The sequence below is a fragment of the Variovorax nivicola genome, assembly GCF_051216475.1.
Taxonomy (GTDB): domain Bacteria; phylum Pseudomonadota; class Gammaproteobacteria; order Burkholderiales; family Burkholderiaceae_C; genus Variovorax.
Window position 1 is genome coordinate 20,206 of record NZ_JBPJZK010000011.1, and the last position, 18,757, is coordinate 38,962.

General features: G+C 63.1%; 15 protein-coding genes. 9 read left to right on the forward strand and 6 right to left on the reverse strand.

Annotation, left to right across the window (positions count from 1 at the left end; genetic code table 11):
• Positions 1 to 26: 26 nt before the first annotated feature.
• Entirely contained in the window at positions 27 to 1,328 is a 1,302-nt protein-coding gene (locus tag ACSFBF_RS30760) for a UDP-N-acetylglucosamine 1-carboxyvinyltransferase (RefSeq protein WP_435473665.1), read from the reverse strand.
• Positions 1,329 to 1,587: 259 nt separating this feature from the next.
• On the opposite strand from ACSFBF_RS30760, the gene ACSFBF_RS30765 reads away from it, so the two are divergent.
• On the forward strand, positions 1,588 to 2,454 hold the full coding sequence (locus ACSFBF_RS30765) for an AraC family transcriptional regulator (RefSeq protein WP_435473667.1): 867 nt from the start codon (positions 1,588 to 1,590) through the stop codon (positions 2,452 to 2,454).
• 110 nt (positions 2,455 to 2,564) lie between these two features.
• Positions 2,565 to 2,978 carry a GFA family protein gene (locus ACSFBF_RS30770; RefSeq protein ID WP_435473669.1) on the forward strand — a complete coding sequence of 138 codons (414 nt, stop codon included), beginning with the start codon at positions 2,565 to 2,567 and terminating at the stop codon, positions 2,976 to 2,978.
• Positions 2,979 to 3,006: 28 nt separating this feature from the next.
• Here the strand turns inward: ACSFBF_RS30770 and ACSFBF_RS30775 are convergent, their stop codons facing one another.
• Positions 3,007 to 3,912, reverse strand: coding sequence for a LysR family transcriptional regulator (locus ACSFBF_RS30775; RefSeq protein WP_435473671.1), 906 nt, complete (start codon positions 3,910 to 3,912; stop codon positions 3,007 to 3,009).
• Between the two features lie 122 nt (positions 3,913 to 4,034).
• On the opposite strand from ACSFBF_RS30775, the gene ACSFBF_RS30780 reads away from it, so the two are divergent.
• Entirely contained in the window at positions 4,035 to 5,456 is a 1,422-nt protein-coding gene (locus ACSFBF_RS30780) for an aldehyde dehydrogenase family protein (protein WP_435473673.1), read from the forward strand.
• Positions 5,457 to 5,471: 15 nt separating this feature from the next.
• On the opposite strand, the gene ACSFBF_RS30785 is transcribed toward ACSFBF_RS30780, so the two are convergent.
• The gene (locus ACSFBF_RS30785) at positions 5,472 to 5,825 is read right to left on the reverse strand and encodes a hypothetical protein (RefSeq protein ID WP_435473675.1); all 354 of its coding nucleotides are present in this window, start codon (positions 5,823 to 5,825) and stop codon (positions 5,472 to 5,474) included.
• A 543-nt stretch (positions 5,826 to 6,368) separates the two neighbouring features.
• On the opposite strand from ACSFBF_RS30785, the gene ACSFBF_RS30790 reads away from it, so the two are divergent.
• Together ACSFBF_RS30790 and ACSFBF_RS30795 are read left to right on the forward strand one after the other, a co-directional pair.
• Positions 6,369 to 9,098 carry a DEAD/DEAH box helicase gene (locus ACSFBF_RS30790; protein WP_435473677.1) on the forward strand — a complete coding sequence of 910 codons (2,730 nt, stop codon included), beginning with the start codon at positions 6,369 to 6,371 and terminating at the stop codon, positions 9,096 to 9,098.
• Positions 9,099 to 9,193: 95 nt separating this feature from the next.
• Positions 9,194 to 11,020, forward strand: a complete 1,827-nt coding sequence (locus ACSFBF_RS30795) for an ATP-binding protein (protein WP_435473679.1) — start codon at positions 9,194 to 9,196, stop codon at positions 11,018 to 11,020.
• A gap of 109 nt (positions 11,021 to 11,129) precedes the next feature.
• Here ACSFBF_RS30795 and ACSFBF_RS30800 read toward each other — a convergent pair whose 3' ends face one another.
• Positions 11,130 to 12,101 carry a LysR family transcriptional regulator gene (locus ACSFBF_RS30800; protein WP_435473681.1) on the reverse strand — a complete coding sequence of 324 codons (972 nt, stop codon included), beginning with the start codon at positions 12,099 to 12,101 and terminating at the stop codon, positions 11,130 to 11,132.
• Positions 12,102 to 12,159: 58 nt separating this feature from the next.
• Here ACSFBF_RS30800 and ACSFBF_RS30805 point away from each other — a divergent pair, with 58 nt between their 5' ends.
• The 3 genes from ACSFBF_RS30805 to ACSFBF_RS30815 are packed head-to-tail and all read left to right on the forward strand — an operon-like array spanning position 12,160 to position 16,022.
• A complete protein-coding gene (locus ACSFBF_RS30805; RefSeq protein ID WP_435473683.1) occupies positions 12,160 to 13,554 on the forward strand; it encodes an amidase in 1,395 nt (464 codons plus the stop codon).
• A 43-nt stretch (positions 13,555 to 13,597) separates the two neighbouring features.
• Entirely contained in the window at positions 13,598 to 14,566 is a 969-nt protein-coding gene (locus tag ACSFBF_RS30810) for a tripartite tricarboxylate transporter substrate-binding protein (protein WP_435473684.1), read from the forward strand.
• Positions 14,559 to 16,022 (forward strand): MFS transporter, encoded by a 1,464-nt coding sequence (locus ACSFBF_RS30815; RefSeq protein WP_435473686.1) that lies wholly within the window; start codon positions 14,559 to 14,561, stop codon positions 16,020 to 16,022. The genes ACSFBF_RS30810 and ACSFBF_RS30815 overlap by 8 nt, the downstream gene beginning before the upstream one ends.
• Here the strand turns inward: ACSFBF_RS30815 and ACSFBF_RS30820 are convergent.
• A complete protein-coding gene (locus tag ACSFBF_RS30820; protein WP_093050497.1) occupies positions 15,997 to 16,386 on the reverse strand; it encodes a RidA family protein in 390 nt (129 codons plus the stop codon). The genes ACSFBF_RS30815 and ACSFBF_RS30820 overlap by 26 nt on opposite strands.
• 143 nt (positions 16,387 to 16,529) lie before the next feature.
• On the opposite strand from ACSFBF_RS30820, the gene ACSFBF_RS30825 reads away from it, so the two are divergent.
• A complete protein-coding gene (locus tag ACSFBF_RS30825) occupies positions 16,530 to 17,462 on the forward strand; it encodes a LysR family transcriptional regulator (RefSeq protein WP_435473688.1) in 933 nt (310 codons plus the stop codon).
• A gap of 41 nt (positions 17,463 to 17,503) precedes the next feature.
• Here the strand turns inward: ACSFBF_RS30825 and ACSFBF_RS30830 are convergent, their stop codons facing one another.
• Positions 17,504 to 18,715, reverse strand: a complete 1,212-nt coding sequence (locus ACSFBF_RS30830; protein ID WP_435473690.1) for a hypothetical protein — start codon at positions 18,713 to 18,715, stop codon at positions 17,504 to 17,506.
• Between the last annotated feature and the right edge of the window lie 42 nt (positions 18,716 to 18,757).

The window sequence follows — 18,757 nt, forward strand, 5'->3', positions numbered from 1 at the left end:
GGGCACTGCGGCACCAACCCCGCCAGTTATTCCTCGCTCGTCCACTCCACGTGCACGCCCAGGCTGCGCAGGTTTTCCACGAAGCGCGGGTGCGCCCGGCGGATCGGCGTGGCGTTGCGGATCTCGGAGCGGCCTTCGATGCTCGCAGCCACCATGAACAGCGCGATCGCCACGCGAATGATGTAGGGGCTCTCGACCACCGCGGGCGTCAGCGGATTGCCGCCGAAGGTAATGAGCCGGTGCGGGTCCGAAGAGAACACGTGCGCGCCGAATTTCGAGAGCTCGCCCGTCCAGCCCAGCGCCCCGTCGTACACCTTGTTCCAGAACATCGCGTTGCCCTGCGCACGCACGCCCAGCGCAATGAAGATCGGCAGCAGGTCCACCGGAAAGTAAGGCCACGGCGCCGCCTCGACCTTGGTGAGCACATTGCTCGTGAAAGGCGTCTGTACCTTCAGCGGACCGGTGCGGATGGCGCGCGACCAGCCATCTTCATGAACGATCTGCACGCCGAACTTGGCGAAGGTGCGGTCGAGCAGCGGAAAGTTTTCGGGCGCGCTGTTGCGCACCACCACGTCGCCACCCGTGATGGCGCCCAGCGCCAGGAAGGTCGTGATCTCGTGGAAGTCTTCGTCGAAGCGAAACTCGCCGCCCTTGAGCGCGCCGTTGCCATGCACCGTGAGCCGCGAAGTGCCCATGCCCTCGATGCGCACGCCGATCATGGCCATGAAGCGGCAGAACTCCTGCACGTGCGGCTCTGACGCGGCATTGGTCAGCGTCGAGGTGCCGCCCGCAGCGGCCGCGCACAGCACGAAGTTCTCGGTGGTCGTCACCGAGGCGTAGTCGAGCCAGTGGTCGGTCGGCGTGAGCCGGCCCTTGCTGCGCACCAGCAGCGAGCCTTCGGTGCGCTCGACCTCGCCGCCGAAGCGCTGGAACACCTCCACGTGCGGATCGATCTCGCGCACGCCCAGCGTGCAGCCCTTCACGTTGTCTTCAAGCCGCGCAACGCCGAAGCGCGCCAGCAGCGGCGGCACCAGCATGATCGAAGAGCGCATCTCCTCGGGCAGCCGGTGCAGCGATGCGTCGAAGGTGGTCTCGCGGTGATGCAGCTCGAGCGTGCCGGTCTCGTGGTCCATGTGCACGTCGCTGCCGAGGGTGCGGAAGATGTCGAGGATCTTGCGCACGTCGGTGATGTCGGGCACGCCATGCAGGCGCAGCGGCTCCCAGGTGAGCAAGGTGGCACAGAGCACCGGAAGCACGGCGTTCTTGTTGGCGGAGGGGGTGATGCGGCCACGCAGCGGCGTACCGCCGTGCACGATGAGGTTGGACATGAAGAGGCGGAGAAGCGGGAGGCGGTGGGAAAAAAAGGGTCGCGGACAGTCCGGGAACCGGAGACGGGCACTTTACCGTCTGAAAGCAGCATGAACGGCGCTGAAGTTGTAAGAACTTCAGCGCGGAAGCCGCTGAATTAACAATTCTTTCGCATTACATCAAGCTGATTCCACCAAACCGGTTTCTCGGGCGCGCGCCAGCAAGTTCAGTCAGGACAGCCGGTTTGCGGTACTTCATGATCGCCGCATGGACAACCCGATGCATCGCGAATCCGACATCTTCATCCCCCTTGTGGCCTGGATCGAGGAGCGGCTCGACGAGCCCCTCACGCTCGAGCTGATTGCGCAACGCGCGGGTTTTTCGGCGTACCACTTCTCCCGGATGTTCACTGCCCGCATGGGCCGCAGCGTCATGGCGCATGTGCGCGGGCGTCGACTCGTGCGCGGCGCCCGCAGGCTCTGCACCGAGCCTGACGTGAAGCTCGTCGATCTGGCTCTGGATTGCGGCTTCGAATCGCAGGAGGCCTTCACACGCGCATTCAAGCGCCTCTTCGGCGTGTCGCCCGGCCGTTTTCGTGTCGGCTTCTCTCCCACTCCCATCGAAGGACAATTTCCCATGAATGCACCCAGCAGCATCTCCACGGCAGTGACCCGACTGCCCGAATTGAGCAGGCTCGAGGCGTTCCGCGTCGCGGGCCCCTCCCGACGCTTCGACGACGCGACGAGGTCGGAGATTCCCCAGCTGTGGTCGGCACTTGTCGGTGCCTTGCCGCTGAAGGGCCAAAGCCCGAGCTGGGCAACGTACGGCGTGGTCTGGAGCACGGACCGGGAGGCCGGGAGCTTCATGTACATGGCAGGCGTTGGTGTAGAGGCCGAAGGCGGTCTCCCCAAGGGATTCACCGTGAAGGAAATTCCGGCGGCAACCTATGCCGTTTTTCGCATCGCCCTGAACGGATCAGCGCTGCACCCGCAAGTCAAGAGCGCCATGGCGACCATCTGGGGCGAGCTGATTCCCGCCTCGGGCCTGCGGGTCGTCGACAGCCCCGACTTCGAGATGTACGACGGCCATTTCGCACCCGACCAGCCAGGGGCCGTGATCGACCTCTACGTGCCCGTGGAAGCTTGAGCTCCCGAGTGGCGCCCATTCACGACGAACTTGTTACTCCCTGCCGTGCGGGTTGGCGACTAGATTGGCCGCCATACCAACTTCGCAACGACTTCGAAAGGACAAGACAAATGACCCACGCCTACACCGGCGGCTGCGCGTGCGGCGCAATCCGCTACGAGATTTCAGGCGAGCCGATCTTCCAGAACGACTGCCAGTGCCGCGACTGCCAGCGCAAGAGCGGCACCGGCCACGGCTCGTACCTCACCTTTCCGCGCGGCGGCGTGAAGCACAGCGGCAATGCCACGCTGTGGGACATGGTCGGCGACAGCGGCAACGTCAAGACCCGCGCGTTCTGCCCAGTCTGCGGCTCACCCGTGTACATGACCTTTGCGGCGATGCCCGACGTTTTCACTGTGCACGCCACAAGCCTCGATGATCCCGGCCGGTACAAGCCCCAGGCAGTCACGTACACCGTGCGCGGGCACGGATGGGATTTTCTGGACCCGGCATTGCCCAAGTTCGACAAGATGCCGACGATGTGAGGGCGCTGCCCGCTCGCTCAAGATTCCGCTACCGTCCCGGCAACTCGATCACCTCACGCACCAGGTCAATGAAGGCCCTCAGCCCCGCCGGCACGTTGCGCCGGCTCGGGTAATACAGGCAGATGCCCGGGTAGCTGGGCGACCACTCTTCCAGCAGCGGCACCAGCCGGCCGCTGGCCAGGTCTTCTGCGACGTGGAACATCCCCATGTAGGCAATGCCCACACCGGCGCGCGCCGCCTCCAGCATCAGCAGGGGTTCGTCGAGCGTGATGGGGCCGGGCACGTCGAGCGTCATCGCCTCGCCGTGACGCGCGAACTCCCAGCGGTAAACGATGCCGCTCGAAAAGCGCCAGCGCACGCAGCGGTGCGCCATCAGGTCGTCGGGCACCTGGGGCGCGGGGTGCTTTTGCAGGTATTGCGGCGACGCGACGACCACCATGCGCTGCTCGCCGCCCATGGGCACGGCCACCATGTCGCGCGGCACGGCCTCGGCCAGGCGGATGCCGGCGTCGAAGCCCTCGGCCACGATGTCGATCATCCGGCGCTCGGTGACGATGTCTACCTTCATGTCCGGGTAGCGGCGCAGGTACTCCAGCACCACCGGCGCGAAGATCATCTGCGCGGCACCAACCGAGCTGTTCAGCCGCAGCGTGCCGCTGGGCGTGTCGCGCAACTCGTTGGTCGCCTCCATGGCGCCGCGAATGTCGGCCAACGCCGGCGCAATGCGCGCGATGAACTGCTCGCCGGCCTCAGTGGTGGCCACGCTGCGCGTGGTGCGGTTGAACAGGCGCACGCCCAGCCGCGCCTCCAGCCCCGCCACCGTGGCGCTGAGGGCCGATCGCGACATGCCCATGTCGACCGCCGCCGCCCTGAAGCCGCCGTGCCGGGCCACTGCCAGCACCGCCTCCAGCTCTGTCAACCCGCTGCTGTGCATGATCGATTGTCCTGATTATCTGAATGACGCATGGTGATTTGGCCGGCTTCTCAAGTCAATGCCAGAACCCTAGATTTGACTCAAGCCGGATTTTTCTCCGGTGAATCAACAGGAACACCGCCATGCGCAACATCGACCAGATCTACATCGACGGCGCCTTCGTCACCCCCCACGGGCGCGAACAGGCCGAACTCATCAACCCCGCCACCGAGGCCGTCATCGGCCACGTCACCCTGGGTGACCGCGAAGACACGCTGCGAGCCATTGCCGCTGCCAAACGCGCCTTGCCCGCCTATGCGCGCACCACCAAGGCCGAGCGCATCGCACTGCTTCACCGCCTGCATGCCGCGGTGCTGGCCCGCGCCGACGACATCAACGCCGCCACCACCGAGGAATACGGTGGCCCGGTGTCCCGCGCCAGCTGGGTTGCGTCGTATGCGGCACAGGCCTTTCTGCTCGCGGCGAAGACGCTGGAGCAATACCCCCTCACCCGCCAGATCGGCAGCGCGCAGGTCGTTATGGAGCCGGTCGGCGTGGCCGGCCTCATCACGCCCTGGAATTCCAATGCCGGCTTCATCTGCAACAAGCTGGCCACCGCGCTGGCCGCAGGCTGCACCGTGGTCATCAAGCCCAGCGAGATGAGCGCCATCCAGACCCAGGTGGTCACCGAGGCGCTGCACGCCGCGGGCCTGCCGCCGGGGCTGTTCAATATCGTCAACGGCCGGGGCGACGTGGTGGGGGCGGAGCTAAGCAGCCACCCCGACATCGCCAAGCTTTCGTTCACCGGCAGCACCGCCGTGGGCAAGGCCATCCAGCGCTCCGGGGCCGACACCCTCAAGCGCGTGACGCTGGAGCTGGGCGGCAAGTCGCCCACCGTGGTGCTGGACGACGCCGACTTCGCCACCGCCATTCCCCTGGCCGTGGCGGCCGGCTTCCAGAACAGCGGCCAGGCCTGCCTGGCCGGCACCCGCATCCTGGTGCCCGAACACCGGCTGGACGAGGCCATTGCGCTGGCCCGCGCGGCGGTCGAGGCCGCGAAGGTCGGCGACCCGCGCGATGCCGCGACCGAGATCGGCCCCATGGTCAGCCGCAAGCAGTGGGAGCGGGTGCAGGGCTATATCCGCAAGGGAATCGATGAGGGCGCGCGCCTCATCGCCGGTGGCGAGGGCCGCCCGGCCGGCCTCGATGCCGGCTTCTACGTGCGCCCCACCCTGTTCGCCGGAGTGCGCAACGACATGGTCATCGCGCGTGAAGAAATCTTCGGGCCCGTGCTCTGCCTCATTGCCTACCGCGACGAGGAAGACGCCATCGCAATCGCCAACGACACGGTCTACGGCTTGCAGGCGGTGGTGCTGTCGGGCAGCGACGAACACGCCCTTGCCGTGGGCTCCCGCCTGCAGGCGGGCCGGGTGCTGATCAACGGCCTGCACCACGAGCCCCTGGCGCCCTTCGGCGGCTTCAAGCAATCGGGCATCGGCCGCGAGTTTGGCACCTTTGGGCTGGAGGCGTATTTGGAACCCAAGTCGGTGATATGCGCGGCTTGATTGAAGAAGGCGGCCCTACCCCGTCAGCGCCTCGCATTGGACTTCGATCCGGGCGTGAAGCAGGCCCAGCGTTGCCGAGAGCAGCCGCTGCAGCGAGCCGCGCTGGCATGCATCGAAGAGCGGTGCGGGGTCTGCATCGGACGAAGCGGCATCGCGCCGGTCTTCGTCCCAGGCGAGTAGCTGAACCAGCGTTTGCGCACCTTGCACTACGTCGCGTGCATCGTTCAGGAATGCGGCCTGGCTTTGTTGAGAAGAATCGAGCCGGTCGCCTTGAACCCATTCGAAGGGTTTGAACTGGGCGGTGGGACGATAGGACGCGCAAGCACAACGGGCGTTGGTGCGTGCGTCGTTTGAAGAAGCATTGGCCATGAATGGGCCTCCCAAGGATGTCGATTTGCAGAAACCGACGCACCCGCTTCCAAACGGGGGCGGCAGCTCGAACGGGTTGGAAGACCGGGACATCCTTGCGGAAACCGGCAGGGCGCAAGCCCTCCCGTTCGAGCCGCCTAAAAAATAGGCGCAAACGAAAAAGCCGCAGACCAAGTGCGGTAGCTGCGGCTTTCGTCGCAGGATGTCGGCGGGCTTCCAAACCCGGCCTCGCTCATCACGAGGCCGGGGCAATGTAAGCGGTGTCGGTGGTGGCGTCAAGTTCGAGGGGCAAGGCCACTACGCTGAAGTCAGCAGGGAATAGATGAGTTACACATCAACTGGGACGAAGCCCACATCTCGATGGCGATGCCCGACCACGGTCGGCTTCACGTCGATGCATTAAGCGACTGCTTCAAACTGAATCGAACCTAGGCAGCCAATGGTCGCGGACACTAACTCGCAATAAGCCCCTGCCAGAGCGATACTCTGGCACGCCACGCGGCACTTTGAAGCCTCGGGCAAATCCGGGTGGAGAGCAAGAAGATGAAAACGTCCGATGCAGAGGGACCGGGTGTCACTGCGTGGTTGCTTCAACGACTGCAGACTTGGGGGATCGACTCACTGACAGATGTCCAGCAGCGAGCACTTGCTGCCGGCGCCGCCGCTGGCCGCAGCCTTGTCGTCAGTGCGCCAACATCTTCCGGCAAGACCTTGGTAGGTGAAATTGCCGTCCTGTGCGCCCTACGGTCAGGGCTCCGCGCGATCTATCTGGTTTCTCACAAAGCGCTTGCGGATCAAAAATACCTCGATTTTGTCGACCGCTTTGGTGAAGGTGCCACTGAGCCTATTGGCTCAGTCGGACTGAACACGGGTGATCGGACCGAAGGCGATATCGATGCGCAGTTGATGGTCGCGACCTACGAGAAGGCTCTGGGACTGTTTCTGAGCGGTCAGCTCAAACCAAACAATGCTCTAGTTGTCGCGGACGAACTGCAGATTCTTGGTGAGCCCGGGCGCGGGCCAGACATCGAAGCGCTTTGCTCTGCGCTACGCCAGCGTGGCATCAAGCAATTTGTGGCACTGACAGCGACTGTTGAAAATCCCGAAGACATTGCCGGCTGGATGGAGTGCGACCTCGTTCGCAGTACGCACCGAGACGTACCTCTCTACCAAGAGATTTGGTACGGAGGCCGCTGCCATAGAACGAAGTTCGGCGATGACAGTGGACAGGAAGTGCCCGGTGGCGCTGCCGCAACAAGTGACATTGGCGTCGTCGTTGATCATCTGTTGCGACTTGGGCACGGCCCTGTCTTGGTGTTCACGGAAAGTCGGCGCGAAGCGCTGAATTTCGCGACCACATTCGGGCAGGGCAGGCCTCGGGGTGGAGTTGGCATAGCTCTGGCGCAACAGCTTGACTTGTTTTCCGAGCCGACTGAAGCCTCTGATCAACTCCGCGAAAATGCAGAACGCGGTGTCGCCTTCCACACGGCCGATTTGTCGCCACAGGAACGCCAAGTCATCGAGAGTGGTTTTACCGACGGCAAGTTTGAGGTTTGCTTCGCCACTTCGACCCTTGCTGCCGGGGTGAATTTCCCATTCCGGACGATCGTCTTTTCCAAGCTGACCTATCGCTTCGGTGACCGGGCAGGAAGCCGCATTACCAGGTCCGACTACCGCAACATGTCTGGACGGGCCGGCAGACTTGGTATGCATCTTGACGGGTTCGCAGTGTTGCTACCACAGAACAACGTCGAACTCGCGCACGCCAACATGCTGGTGCTACCTGACAACGACAGGCTCAATTCGCAATTGGTAAACCTGAGCTTGCGCAAGTCGATTTTGACGCTGGTCGCGTCGGGGCTGGCGAGTAATTTTTCTGAGGTGATGACGTTCTTCGAAAACACCCTGTACTGGCACCAGACGCTGAATCGGAATCCAGCAAAGTTGGCCACACTGACAACCGAAAGCCATGCGGCCGTTGACTGGCTGAACGCCAACGCGCTGATTCGTGAGCAAGCCGGCACGTTGCTCATCACGCCGTTGGGTAACGCAGCCGCAATGTCCGGCCTGCTTCCTTCAACAACGGTCCAACTCGCTGCGATGCTGCGTGACGTTGGGCCACAGCTGGCAGTGAGCTTCGACGAATGGGTTCCAGGGTTGATCTATTCGGCATGCGCCAGCGACGAATTCAGGGCTGAGCGGCCATCTCGGTTCTTCCCCTTCCCGTCGCGAACCACATACGAGTCGGTAACGTTCTGGGGGACAAAGTCGCTACCCGTGGAACTGGATCGCAATGACCTCAAGCTGGCTCAATGCGCGCATGCAATCACGCTCTACGCCGAAGGGTTAGCAGATCGCAAAATCGCACATATCACCAACGTACCGAGCGGCATGATCCATCGGCTGGCATTGGATGTAGCTTGGGTGTTAGATGGTCTGCACAAGCTCTCCACAACATCCGAGCTCGGCTGCCCACAAACGGTGAGTAATCAGATTTCCATGCTGGCACGTCGGGTCCGATGGGGCGCGCCAACCGAGGCGCTGGACGTGCTACGGGTCGCCGAACGGCACGGCGTTCCGGGCTTCGGTAGGCAACGCGCCATGGGTCTTATTGCGCAGGGTATAGCGACGCTCCATGACGTACTGGGAACCGCGAAAGACAAACTTGTGCAATTGCTGCGGAGCGAGCCACGAGCGCAAGCGCTGATCGATGCCGTCTCAAGTGCCGTCGGACTGGGACCGAGTCGGCTTGCCGCCGTACATCACAAGATCGGGAAGGAATTGGGCATCGAGCGCCAAGTCAAGGCATGCGACGACGCTTTAGGTACCGATTACGAAGAGGCTATCGCAGCGCTAATGCGAGTCGAAGCCGCTTGGGTCATAACCGTCCTTGATGACGGTACACGCCCCAATGTCCCAGACTTGTTCATCGAGTTGGGCGCTCAACAGATTCTCCTGGAATGCAAGACGTGTACAAAGTCGCCCGCCCTCATCAAGAAGGAAGAGGCCTGGGCAGTAATGCAGAAGGCGGCAGACTTCGACCAAGCGATGCGTCGGGTGACACTGGGTAAGCCGGCATTCGACGAAACTTCTAAGAAAAAAGCAGCGGCATCTAAGGACATTACGCTAGTTGAGCACAGCGTTTTCATGGAAGGACTGCTGCGCGTGCATGGCGGTACGCTGCCTGTAGCCGACTTCATTGCCTGGCTCGGCAGTCCCGGCGTCGCCGAGCTTGAACGACTTGGCGGAAGTCCCACCTACTTCGGCAAATAGAGCGACAGTGTGTAACTCGATCTGGGCGCTTCCCCGCAGAAGAACCGTGCGCGACGAAAGTACGAACATGTATCGCAACCGATAGAGAAGAGACAATGCGGCTCGAATCAATCGCTATCGAGAATTTTCGTTGCTATCGTGACGAGGTCGTTGTTCGCTTGAGTGATCTGACTACCTTCGTCGGCAAGAACGACATCGGAAAATCGTCGGTCCTCGAAGCACTCGAAATTTTCTTCAACAACGAAACAGTCAAGATCGAGCAAGGCGACGCGAATATATACAGCAGCGATACGCGAGTTTCGATTACCTGCGAGTTCACTGACCTGCCAACGACACTTAGCTTGGATGCGGGAGCGGAGACGACGCTCGCCGACGAATACCTACTGACGCCAAAAGGCACGCTGAAGATTCAGAAGGTCTACGACTGCAAGAGCAAGTCACCGAGCGCCGACATATTCATCGTCGCGCGGCATCCGACCGCTGATAGCGTCGTCGGGCTGCTCGAGCTGAAGGAAAAGGAACTACAGAAGATCGTCAAGGACAAAGGCCTGACGGCACACCTCAAAGGCAACCCGGGTATGCGAAAGGCCATCTGGGAAGCCGAGGTCGACCTGAAGTTGGCAGACGACGTAGCTATTCCCGTCAGTAAGTCAAAGGAGGACAGCAAGCGCATCTGGGAACAAATTGACAGCTACCTTCCAATCTTCGCGCTGTTTCAAAGCGACCGCAGCAGTCGCGATTCGGATGGCGAAGTTCAGAATCCGATGAAGGCCGCCGTAGCGGCAGCGATCGCCGAAGTGCAGAACGAGATCGCGGCGATCCAGCAGAAGGTGAAAGAAAAGGCGGTCGAGATCGCACAGAGAACACACGAAGCACTCAAAACAATCGACCCAAGCCTTGCCAAGGAACTGAATCCTCAATTCACACCGCCGACTGCAGCGAAATGGACGGGTCTATTCGCCGTCAACATGGATACGGACGATGGCATTCCACTCAACAAGCGCGGCAGCGGCGTTCGGCGTCTGGTACTGGTCAGCTTCTTCAAGGCTGCCGCTGAGCGACGCCTTGTTACGGGCAACAAACGCAGCATCATCTATGCGATCGAAGAGCCGGAGACAGCGCAGCATCCAAACAATCAGACCATCCTGATCCAATCATTTAAGACGTTGGCAGCCGAGACCGGCTACCAAGTCTTCCTGACCACCCATAGCCCGGGTTTCGCAGCAGAGCTTCCCACGGAAAGCATCCGGTTCGTGACCCGCGACGCGGCAGGCAGCCCGAGGATTGATGAAGGTGTCGATGTCTTCGGCCATGTCGCGGCGACGCTCGGTGTCGTACCGGACAGCCGTGTCAAGGTCTTGCTATGCGTAGAAGGTCCGACGGACGTGGCGGCGTTCAAGTGCCTGAGCCATGCGCTACATGCTGCCGATCAGACACTGCCAGATCTAAGCACAGACGAGCGCGTAGCCTTTGTGGTGCTCGGTGGCTCGACGTTGAAGCATTGGGTCGCCGAGCACTACCTTAAGGCGTTGCATCGACGGGAGGTACACATCTACGACAGCGATGTGGCGAAGTACGCAGCGTCGGTGGCCGAAGTGAATCAGCGCACCGATGGTTCGTGGGCCACGCAGACAGCGAAGCACGAAATCGAGAGCTATTTGCACGCGGACGCAATCTTTGACGCGTTTGGTGTGCAGGTGGTTGTGCCGGACGGGCTGGATGCAAGCGGACACGCCCTGCCGCGCATCTTCGCGACGGCCTACTCCGCCGCGCAGAACTACAACGGCGTTATGGGCGATGACAAGGCGAAACTGCGCCTATCCGAGAAGGCGTTTCCACTTATGACGGCAGCACGACTAAAGGCGCGCGACCCTGCCGGTGAAGTGGAGGGATGGTTTCGCCGAATCAGTACGATGCTGTGACAAAGCTTCAGTCGCTGGGAGATGTCAAACCACTCGAAATGGCCAGCCGACTTTGGGTTATGCCTAGCTTGATCGGACATCGATTCGATGAGCGAACTCTTTTATGTATCTACGTTGATTCCTGTAAAGACGCCCGCGCACAAACCAAAAACGGCTCAATCAACGGACTATCCCAATCACTCCGCCAGCAAGCCGCAATCTCCATCCGCGCATCGACATTGCGCAAAGCCCTGAACACCACCCCAGGCGGCCGCCCGATCTGCGCGCAGGCGGGCAATATCGCCACGCCCTTCCCCGCCAGTACCAGCGCCAGTGCCGACACCATCGTCTCGACCCGCTGCGCAACCGGCATGCTCACGTCGTGCCGTCGCAGCAGCGAGGCGACGACTGATTTGTCTACATCGCCCTCAGGCGCGGGCAGCCCGATGAGTGGCAGGCCCGAGAGGCGCGAAAGCGGAATGCTGGGCAGTCGCGCCAGCGGTGAATCGGCGCGCACCGCAAGCATCAGCGGCTGGCTGCCGATGCGCTCTGCCGCAATACCCGCCTGCGCAATGGGCGGAATACAGATGGCCACCGACACGTCGGAGTTGGTGAGGGCCGATACGTTGTTGACGGCGTTCAGCTCCGCATACTGGATCTCCACTTCGGGCAACCTGCGCCGCAATTCGTTTTCGAGCCGCGGCAGCACGAGGTAAGACAGCACGACCATCGTGCCGATGGTGAGCCGGCCCCGGCTGCCCGAGCCGACGGCGCGCGCGGCGTCGAAGCCTTCGTTGGCCAGCAGCAGCGCCTCTTTCGCGCGCCGAAACAGTGCATTGCCCGCATCGGTTATTTCCATGCCGTGCGCGGCCCTGCGAAAGAGCGGCGTGCCCACCGCCGCCTCGAGGTTCTTGATGTGAACGGACAGCGGCGGCTGCGCCATGTTGAGCCGGCGCGCGGCCTTGCCGACGCTGCGCTCCTCGGCAACGGCCACGAAATAGCGAAGGGTTCGAAGGTCTGGGGTAGCCATACGCTGTGCATATGCCTTTTCTGGAAAACAGTATTGGACGACTTGTTGCGGCGCATCAATCATTTGCGCCATGAAAAACTTTCCCGTCCTTCTTCCAAAGTCCGAGATCTGCGAGATGCCAGCAACAACCATGCGCAAGCTGGTCGCGCAGCGCGAGCTCTCGCCGGTGGAGATCGTCGAAGAGGTGCTGCGCCGGGCCGATGCGCTGCAGCCGCACCTGAACTGCTTCATTACGCTGTGCCATGAGCAGGCGCTGCAGCAGGCCAAACAGGCCGAACAGGCGCTGATGCGCGGCGAGGCTTTGGGCTTGCTGCATGGCCTGCCCTTCACGGTGAAGGACATCGTCGACACGGCAAACGTGCGTACCACCTACGGCTCTTTGCTGCACCGCGACCATGTGCCCACGAAAGACGCGGTGGCCGTGGCGCGGATGCGCGAGGCCGGCGCCATCCTCATCGGCAAAACCACCTCTTCAGAATTCGGCGCCAAGTGCCTGACCGATGCGCCGCTGTTCGGCAGCACGCGCAACGCGTGGAATGCGTCGCGCACGAGCGGTGGCTCCAGCGGCGGTGCGGCGGCGTCGATGGCAGCGGGCATCGCGCCGCTCGCCATTGCCACCGACGGTGGCGGCTCTACGCGCATTCCCGCCGCGTGCAACGGCGTGGTCGGCCTGAAGCAGAGCCTGGGCGTGGTGCCGCACAGCCAGGTGCAGGACGCGTTCGGCAACTACACCTACGTGACGCCCACCACGCGCAACGTGGCCGACACGGCACTGATGCTGCAGGCGATGACCGGCGCGCACGGGTCCGACCCCTGGTCGCTGGGTGTGCCGGCCCAGCGCTACTTCGACGACCTGCAAGCCGGTGGCGACCTTCGCGGCAAGCGTATTCTTTTCTGCGCCGCGCCGGCGGGGCGGCCGATTGCAGCGGACGTTGCGTCAGCCTTCGAGGCCGCTCTTACAACCCTGGAGTCGATGGGCGCGGTGCTGGTGCCGATGTCCGGCGAAGGCTTCGACGTGGAGCCCCTGTGGCGCGTGATCAACCACACCAGCTGGCGCGGACGCTTCGCGCCCATGGCCGCGGTGCACGGCGACCAGATGAGCCCGTCGCTGCTGCAGCAGTTGGCGCTGGCCGAGCATGTGGACGGCGTTGCTTTCCAGCAGGCGATGTTCGCGCGGACTGCGTTGTTCCGGGACGTGCAGGCGCGGCTGGAAACGCACGACTTCATCTTCACGCCCACGCTTTCGCGCACGGCGCTGCCCATCGACCAGGACCTGTTCGGCAGCATTGAGATCGACGGCAAGGAATACGCGGAGGTGCGCGCGAACTGGTTCCCCTGGACGATGCCGTTCAACCTCACGGGCCACCCCGCGATCAGCCTGCCCTGCGGCGCGGACCGCGAGGGCCTGCCCATCGGCATGCAACTGGTCGGCCGCTTCCGCGAAGACGGTCAGCTGCTGCAGGCCGCTGCTTCGTTCGAGGCCGCGCACTGGCCGGCGAATCCGCTGCCGGTCGTGGCTTTCTGAAGTCTTCCTTCTCTTCCGATTTTTCAACCAGCAGGTAGCCACCATGACCTCGTTCCTGAAGACGCTCGTGCTCGGCGCGTCGATTGCCCTGGCCGGCATCGCCGCGCACGCCGACAACGCGCCCGTTCGCCTCATCATCGGTTTTCCGCCGGGCGGCGCGCTCGACAACCTGGCGCGCTCCATCGCCGAGGAATTGCGCGGCTCGCTCAAGGAGCCCGTTCTGGTGGAGAACCGCCCGGGTGCATCCACACGCATTTCCATCGAGGCGGTGAAGGCCGCTCGGCCCGACGGCCGCACGATCCTCATCGGAGGAACGCCGCCCTTCGTGCTGTTTCCGATGACCTATGCGCGGCTGAACTACGACGTCGACAAAGACTTCATTCCCCTCGCGCATCTGGCCAACGTGCCCAGCGTGGTTTCCACCGGCGCGAACCAGCCGTACAAGACGATCCCTGAATACGTCGCGTGGATCAAAAAGAACCCCGCCCAGGGCAGCGTGGGCATGACCAATCTCGGCGGCGGCCTGCACTTCAGCGTGCTGCAACTGTCGAAGGCCATCGGCGTGCCGCTCACGGCCGTTACTTACCGGGGTGGCGCGCCGCTGGCGACGGACATCATCGGCGACCATGTGCCGCTGGGCGCCGACGCGCTGGCCAGCCAGCTGGAACTGCACCGCTCGGGCAAGCTGCGCATCCTTGGCGTCGCGGGCACGAAGCGGCTGAGCTGGCTTCCCGATGTTCCGACCTTCAAGGAAGCGGGCTACGACGCCTTCGACCGCGCCAATGCTTCTTATGCCGCCTTCGTGCCGGCGGGCACGCCGAAGGATGTTGTCGCGAAGCTGGAGAGAGCCTTCCTGGCCGCAATGCGCAGCCCGCAGGTGCGCGGCCAGCTCGAACGCATGGGGCTCGACGCGACCGGGCTGCCCGGCGCCGAAGTGACGCGCATCATGAACGAAGACCGCGAGTACTGGCGGCCCATCGTCAAGGCTTCGGGCTTCAAGAGCGATGAGTGAAGCGGTGGCGGAAGACGAGGAAAGGGCCGCGTGGGCTGTGCTCGTTGTTGCAAGCCTGGGTGCGTTCCTGTGCTTCCTGAACCTCAGCGCGCTCAACGTGGCGCTGCCTTCGGTGGCGCGCGGCCTGAACGCTTCGCCATCGCAGGCGAGCTGGATCCTGCTGTCTTACATGCTGGTCAGCACGGTCTGCATCCTCAGCTTCGGGAGGCTGGCCGATCTGTGGGGGCGACGGCGGCTCTTTCTTGCGGGGCTGGGTCTTTTTCTGGTTGCGTGTGCGGCTTGTGCGGTCGCTACGAGCTTTGGCGCCATGCTGTTCTTTCGCATCTGCCAGGCGGTGGGTGCGGCTGGCGTTATGGCCAACTCCAGCGCCTTGGTGGGCGATGCCTTCGGCCGCAAGAAGGTGGGCCTGGCGCTCGGCGTGCTCGCCATGGTGGCCGCGCTGGCGCAGGTCGTGGGGCCGCTGGCTGGTGGCTTTGTCGTGTCGTGGTGGGGCTGGCGTGTGCTCTTCATGCTGAACGTGCCTGTCGGGCTTTGCGTGCTGGCGTGGTCGTGGCGGGTTCTGCCGAAGAGCGCGGCAACGGCAAAGGCCGAGCGCTTCGATCTGGCCGGTGCTCTGCTGTCGCTCGCCGGGATCGGGGGCGTGATCTATGCGCTCTCGATGGTGGGAACGCGCGGCTGGGCGAGCACGCCCGTGTGGGCCTTCATGCTCTCAGGCGTCTGCGCCCTCCTCTTGTTCGCCAAGGTGCAGCAGCGCGTGGCGAGCCCCTTGGTCGATCCGGCGCTGTTCAGGGACTCGGGGCGGCGCACGGCGTACGCAGGCATCCTGTTCCTGTCGATGTCGCAAGCCGCGCCGCTGCTGCTCGTGGCCTTGTATCTGCAGGCTTGCGCGGGGCTGGCGCCATCGGAGGCGGGCATGCGCATCGCACCGGTCGCGCTGGGGATGCTGATGGCCGCGCCGACTGCGGGCAGCCTGATGCGGCGCTTCTCGCCCGAAGCCATCTGCGTGGCGGGCATGCTGCTTGCCGCAGGCGCGCTGGCGCTGTTGGCGGTCATGCTGCAACCGGCCATCGGCACCGGGCAACTGGCCGCATGCCTGTGGATGCTGGGTCTGGGCATCGGGAGCTTCGTGACGCCTAACAACGCGTCGATTCTGCAAAGCGTGGTGCCGCAGCGCCGGGGCATTGCGAACGGCGTGCGCTCGACGCTGCAGAACACCGGGATCATGATGGGAACGGCCCTGGCGTTGAGCGTGGCGATGGCCAGGCTGCCCTACAGCTCGCAGCTCATGATTCTCGGGAATGGCGGTTCAGGGCTTTCGGGCGTTGATGTCGCTGCATTCACTCAGGGGGCGAGAAATGCTTTCGCGGTGCTCGCCTGCCTTTGCTTCGTGGGTGCAGTCCTGATTGCGCAGAACTGGCGCGCTGTGGCTTTCAGGGAAGCTTCGCGATCACCTTGATCTCGAACTTGAAGCCATAGAGCCACGTCACGCCAATGCCGGTCAGCGTTGGGTGCGGTGCGCCGCCCCAATAGTCCGGCAGCACCTTCCAGACCGTGTCGAAGTTCGATTCCGGGTCGACGATGAAGACGGTGACGTCGACCACGTCGTCGAAGGTGCAACCTGCAGCCCCCAGGATTCCGTTCAGGTTTTCGAACGCAAGCCGTACCTGCGCCTCGAGGTCGGGCTCGGGCGAGCCGTCCTCACGGCTGCCGACTTGCCCTGAGACGAACAGGAAGCCGTTGGAGCGGACTGCCGGCGAGTAGCGGTTCTTTTCATAGAGCGCCTGGCGCCCGGGCGGAAAAACGACGTCGCGTTTGGCCATGAGTTGCTTCTTCCTTCTTTGATGACGATGAAGGGACTTTAGGCAGCCGTGCTTCCCCGATAAACGGGCAAAGCCAACAATCACTGTTTGCAGAACCCAAACAATCTTCGAATCGACAAGAGAGCAAGGCAGGAACAGCAGACATGGACCGTTTCGATGCGATGCAAGCATTCGCCCGCGTGGTGGAAGCCGGCAGCTTCACCAAGGCGGCCGAAACGCTGCACATGAGCAAGACCAGCGTGACGCAGCTGGTGCAGCAGCTGGAGGCAAGGCTGCGCGTGAAGCTGCTCAACCGCACGACGCGCAAGGTGAACGTCACGGCCGACGGAGCGGCCTACTACGAACGCGTGGTGCGCCTGCTGGCCGACATGGACGATGCGGAGACCAGCCTGTCGAGCGCCTCTGCGTTGCCCCGCGGACGGCTGCGGGTGGACGTGCCCAGCCCGCTGGCCCGCATGATCCTGGTGCCGGCAATGCCGGCGTTCCACGCCCGCTACCCCGACATCCAGCTCGACATGGGCGTGAGCGATCGCATGGTGGACGTGATCGGCGAGAACGTCGATTGCGTGGTGCGCGGCGGCGAGCTCACCGACCAGTCGCTGATGGCGCGTCGCGTGGGCGATCTGCAATTGGGGGTTTACGCGGCGCCGAGTTATCTGGAACGCGCGGGCATGCCTTCACACCCGCGCGAGCTGGAAGACACGCATCACCGCATCGTGGGTTTCCTGTGGTCGCGCAGCGGCAAGACCTTTCCGTACGCCATGCGCCTCGGCGACGAGAGCATTGAAGTGCAGGGCCGCTACGTGCTGTCGGTCGATGATGGCAACGCCTATCTCGCGGCTGGTCTGGCGGGCATGGGAGTGCTTTGGCTGCCGGACTACATGGCCGAACCACATCTGCCGAGCGGCGAGCTGGTGCCCCTGTTCGAGGGCTGGCAACTCGATCCGATGCCTTTGTACGTGGCGTTTCCGCCGAACCGGCATGTCAGCGCCAAGCTGCGCGTGTTCATCGATTGGGTGGTCGAGCTGATGGCGCGGCATGCGCCTGTTGCCGGCCGGCGCGATTCCTCGGGCTGACGCACTCGCAGGTCAGCCGCCCGGACGTCGTGCCACTGCCTTCAAGCCAGATCCCAGACCTTGTTTTTGGCTGCGGGCGTCAATTTGTCCTGGATTTTTTCGCACATGTAACAGGCCGAGACACCCAATAGACCGGCGTCGTCAAGGCGCCCGATGATGAAGACACCCCTCGTGCCCCCCGCAATACGCACAGCACCGCTGATGAACACCTTCTCGCCATTGCTCTGCACGATCTTGTCCGTCATGGCCACGTGCGGGTGCAGCGCTTGGTCTCGATAGGCGTTCTGATAGTTGTCTACGAGATAGCTCAGCAATTTCGGGTTCTGCGAAACGACGCCCAGAAGCAGAAATTGCAACCTCTTTGCCGGGATCAGGTCCTCGTCATCATTGAACATCGCCCGCACCACATTTCTTTCGTGCTCCGCAACGCTGCCGGCGAAAAAACCGTTCATCTGATCCAAGGTCAGCCTGATGTCCAAAACACCCCACCACCAAGCGGACTCCCTGGGAAACTCCGACTCCACCCCGGCATAGCAGACATGCTTGAGGAAGTGGTACTTCAGATTCAGTTCGGGTGAGCCGTGGTCACCCGGTCCCCAGCGCACGAATCCCGCGAAAGCGGAGTTGGGCCCGTGCAGGCCATAGAGCGTGCGAAGGTTCGGGAAGGCGACCTCCGTGATACCCGCAAAGCGGTTCTTGTCCAGCACATCCCGGCAACCATTCACGGCCTCTGCAAGACGCCCTAGGGTGGACAGGTTAGTCAAGGCAGGTCCGCCGGGCACGTTCGCAAAGTTGATCAAGGTCTGCACCACGCTGAGGGCGTTTCGCAATTGCGCGAACAGCCGAATGCCCGCCTGCTGCGCCGGCAGCACGTTCCCCCAATGCTGGCGTAACAAGGCGGTCGGCGGCACGTTGTTCGCCGTCAAAGCGGCAAAGGACAGGCGCAGCCAATCCAGGACGGTCTCAGCCTCGTCGATGAGCGCTCTCACCGCAGGCACCGAGGCTCCCGCATTGATATGGTCAAGAAACCTCTTGGCCGCATTGAACCGCGGCTGCGAGAAAACACCCGGCGCCACAGCCCCAGGACAGAGGATGGAAACGACCGCGTTCACCCGGACCACGTCCCCATTCACGGCAGTGACTGTGGTGGCGCGGTAGTTGGCACAGAGGTTGCCCAGGCGCGCATCGGTCATCAGCACATGGACGCCGAGCGATCGAAGAAGCAGGTGTGCGCTGACCACTGAAATTGGCATGCGAAGAATTCCCTTTGGCGAAGCGCGTGCGGTTGGCGGGAA

Coding starts and splice junctions, on each gene's coding strand:
- ACSFBF_RS30760 (WP_435473665.1), bottom strand. CDS start 1,328: ATGTCCAACCTCATCGTGCACGGCGGTACGCCGCTGCGTGGCCGCATC.
- ACSFBF_RS30765 (WP_435473667.1), top strand. CDS start 1,588: ATGCATCGCGAATCCGACATCTTCATCCCCCTTGTGGCCTGGATCGAG.
- ACSFBF_RS30770 (WP_435473669.1), top strand. CDS start 2,565: ATGACCCACGCCTACACCGGCGGCTGCGCGTGCGGCGCAATCCGCTAC.
- ACSFBF_RS30775 (WP_435473671.1), bottom strand. CDS start 3,912: ATGCACAGCAGCGGGTTGACAGAGCTGGAGGCGGTGCTGGCAGTGGCC.
- ACSFBF_RS30780 (WP_435473673.1), top strand. CDS start 4,035: ATGCGCAACATCGACCAGATCTACATCGACGGCGCCTTCGTCACCCCC.
- ACSFBF_RS30785 (WP_435473675.1), bottom strand. CDS start 5,825: ATGGCCAATGCTTCTTCAAACGACGCACGCACCAACGCCCGTTGTGCT.
- ACSFBF_RS30790 (WP_435473677.1), top strand. CDS start 6,369: ATGAAAACGTCCGATGCAGAGGGACCGGGTGTCACTGCGTGGTTGCTT.
- ACSFBF_RS30795 (WP_435473679.1), top strand. CDS start 9,194: ATGCGGCTCGAATCAATCGCTATCGAGAATTTTCGTTGCTATCGTGAC.
- ACSFBF_RS30800 (WP_435473681.1), bottom strand. CDS start 12,101: ATGGCGCAAATGATTGATGCGCCGCAACAAGTCGTCCAATACTGTTTT.
- ACSFBF_RS30805 (WP_435473683.1), top strand. CDS start 12,160: ATGCGCAAGCTGGTCGCGCAGCGCGAGCTCTCGCCGGTGGAGATCGTC.
- ACSFBF_RS30810 (WP_435473684.1), top strand. CDS start 13,598: ATGACCTCGTTCCTGAAGACGCTCGTGCTCGGCGCGTCGATTGCCCTG.
- ACSFBF_RS30815 (WP_435473686.1), top strand. CDS start 14,559: ATGAGTGAAGCGGTGGCGGAAGACGAGGAAAGGGCCGCGTGGGCTGTG.
- ACSFBF_RS30820 (WP_093050497.1), bottom strand. CDS start 16,386: ATGGCCAAACGCGACGTCGTTTTTCCGCCCGGGCGCCAGGCGCTCTAT.
- ACSFBF_RS30825 (WP_435473688.1), top strand. CDS start 16,530: ATGGACCGTTTCGATGCGATGCAAGCATTCGCCCGCGTGGTGGAAGCC.
- ACSFBF_RS30830 (WP_435473690.1), bottom strand. CDS start 18,715: ATGCCAATTTCAGTGGTCAGCGCACACCTGCTTCTTCGATCGCTCGGC.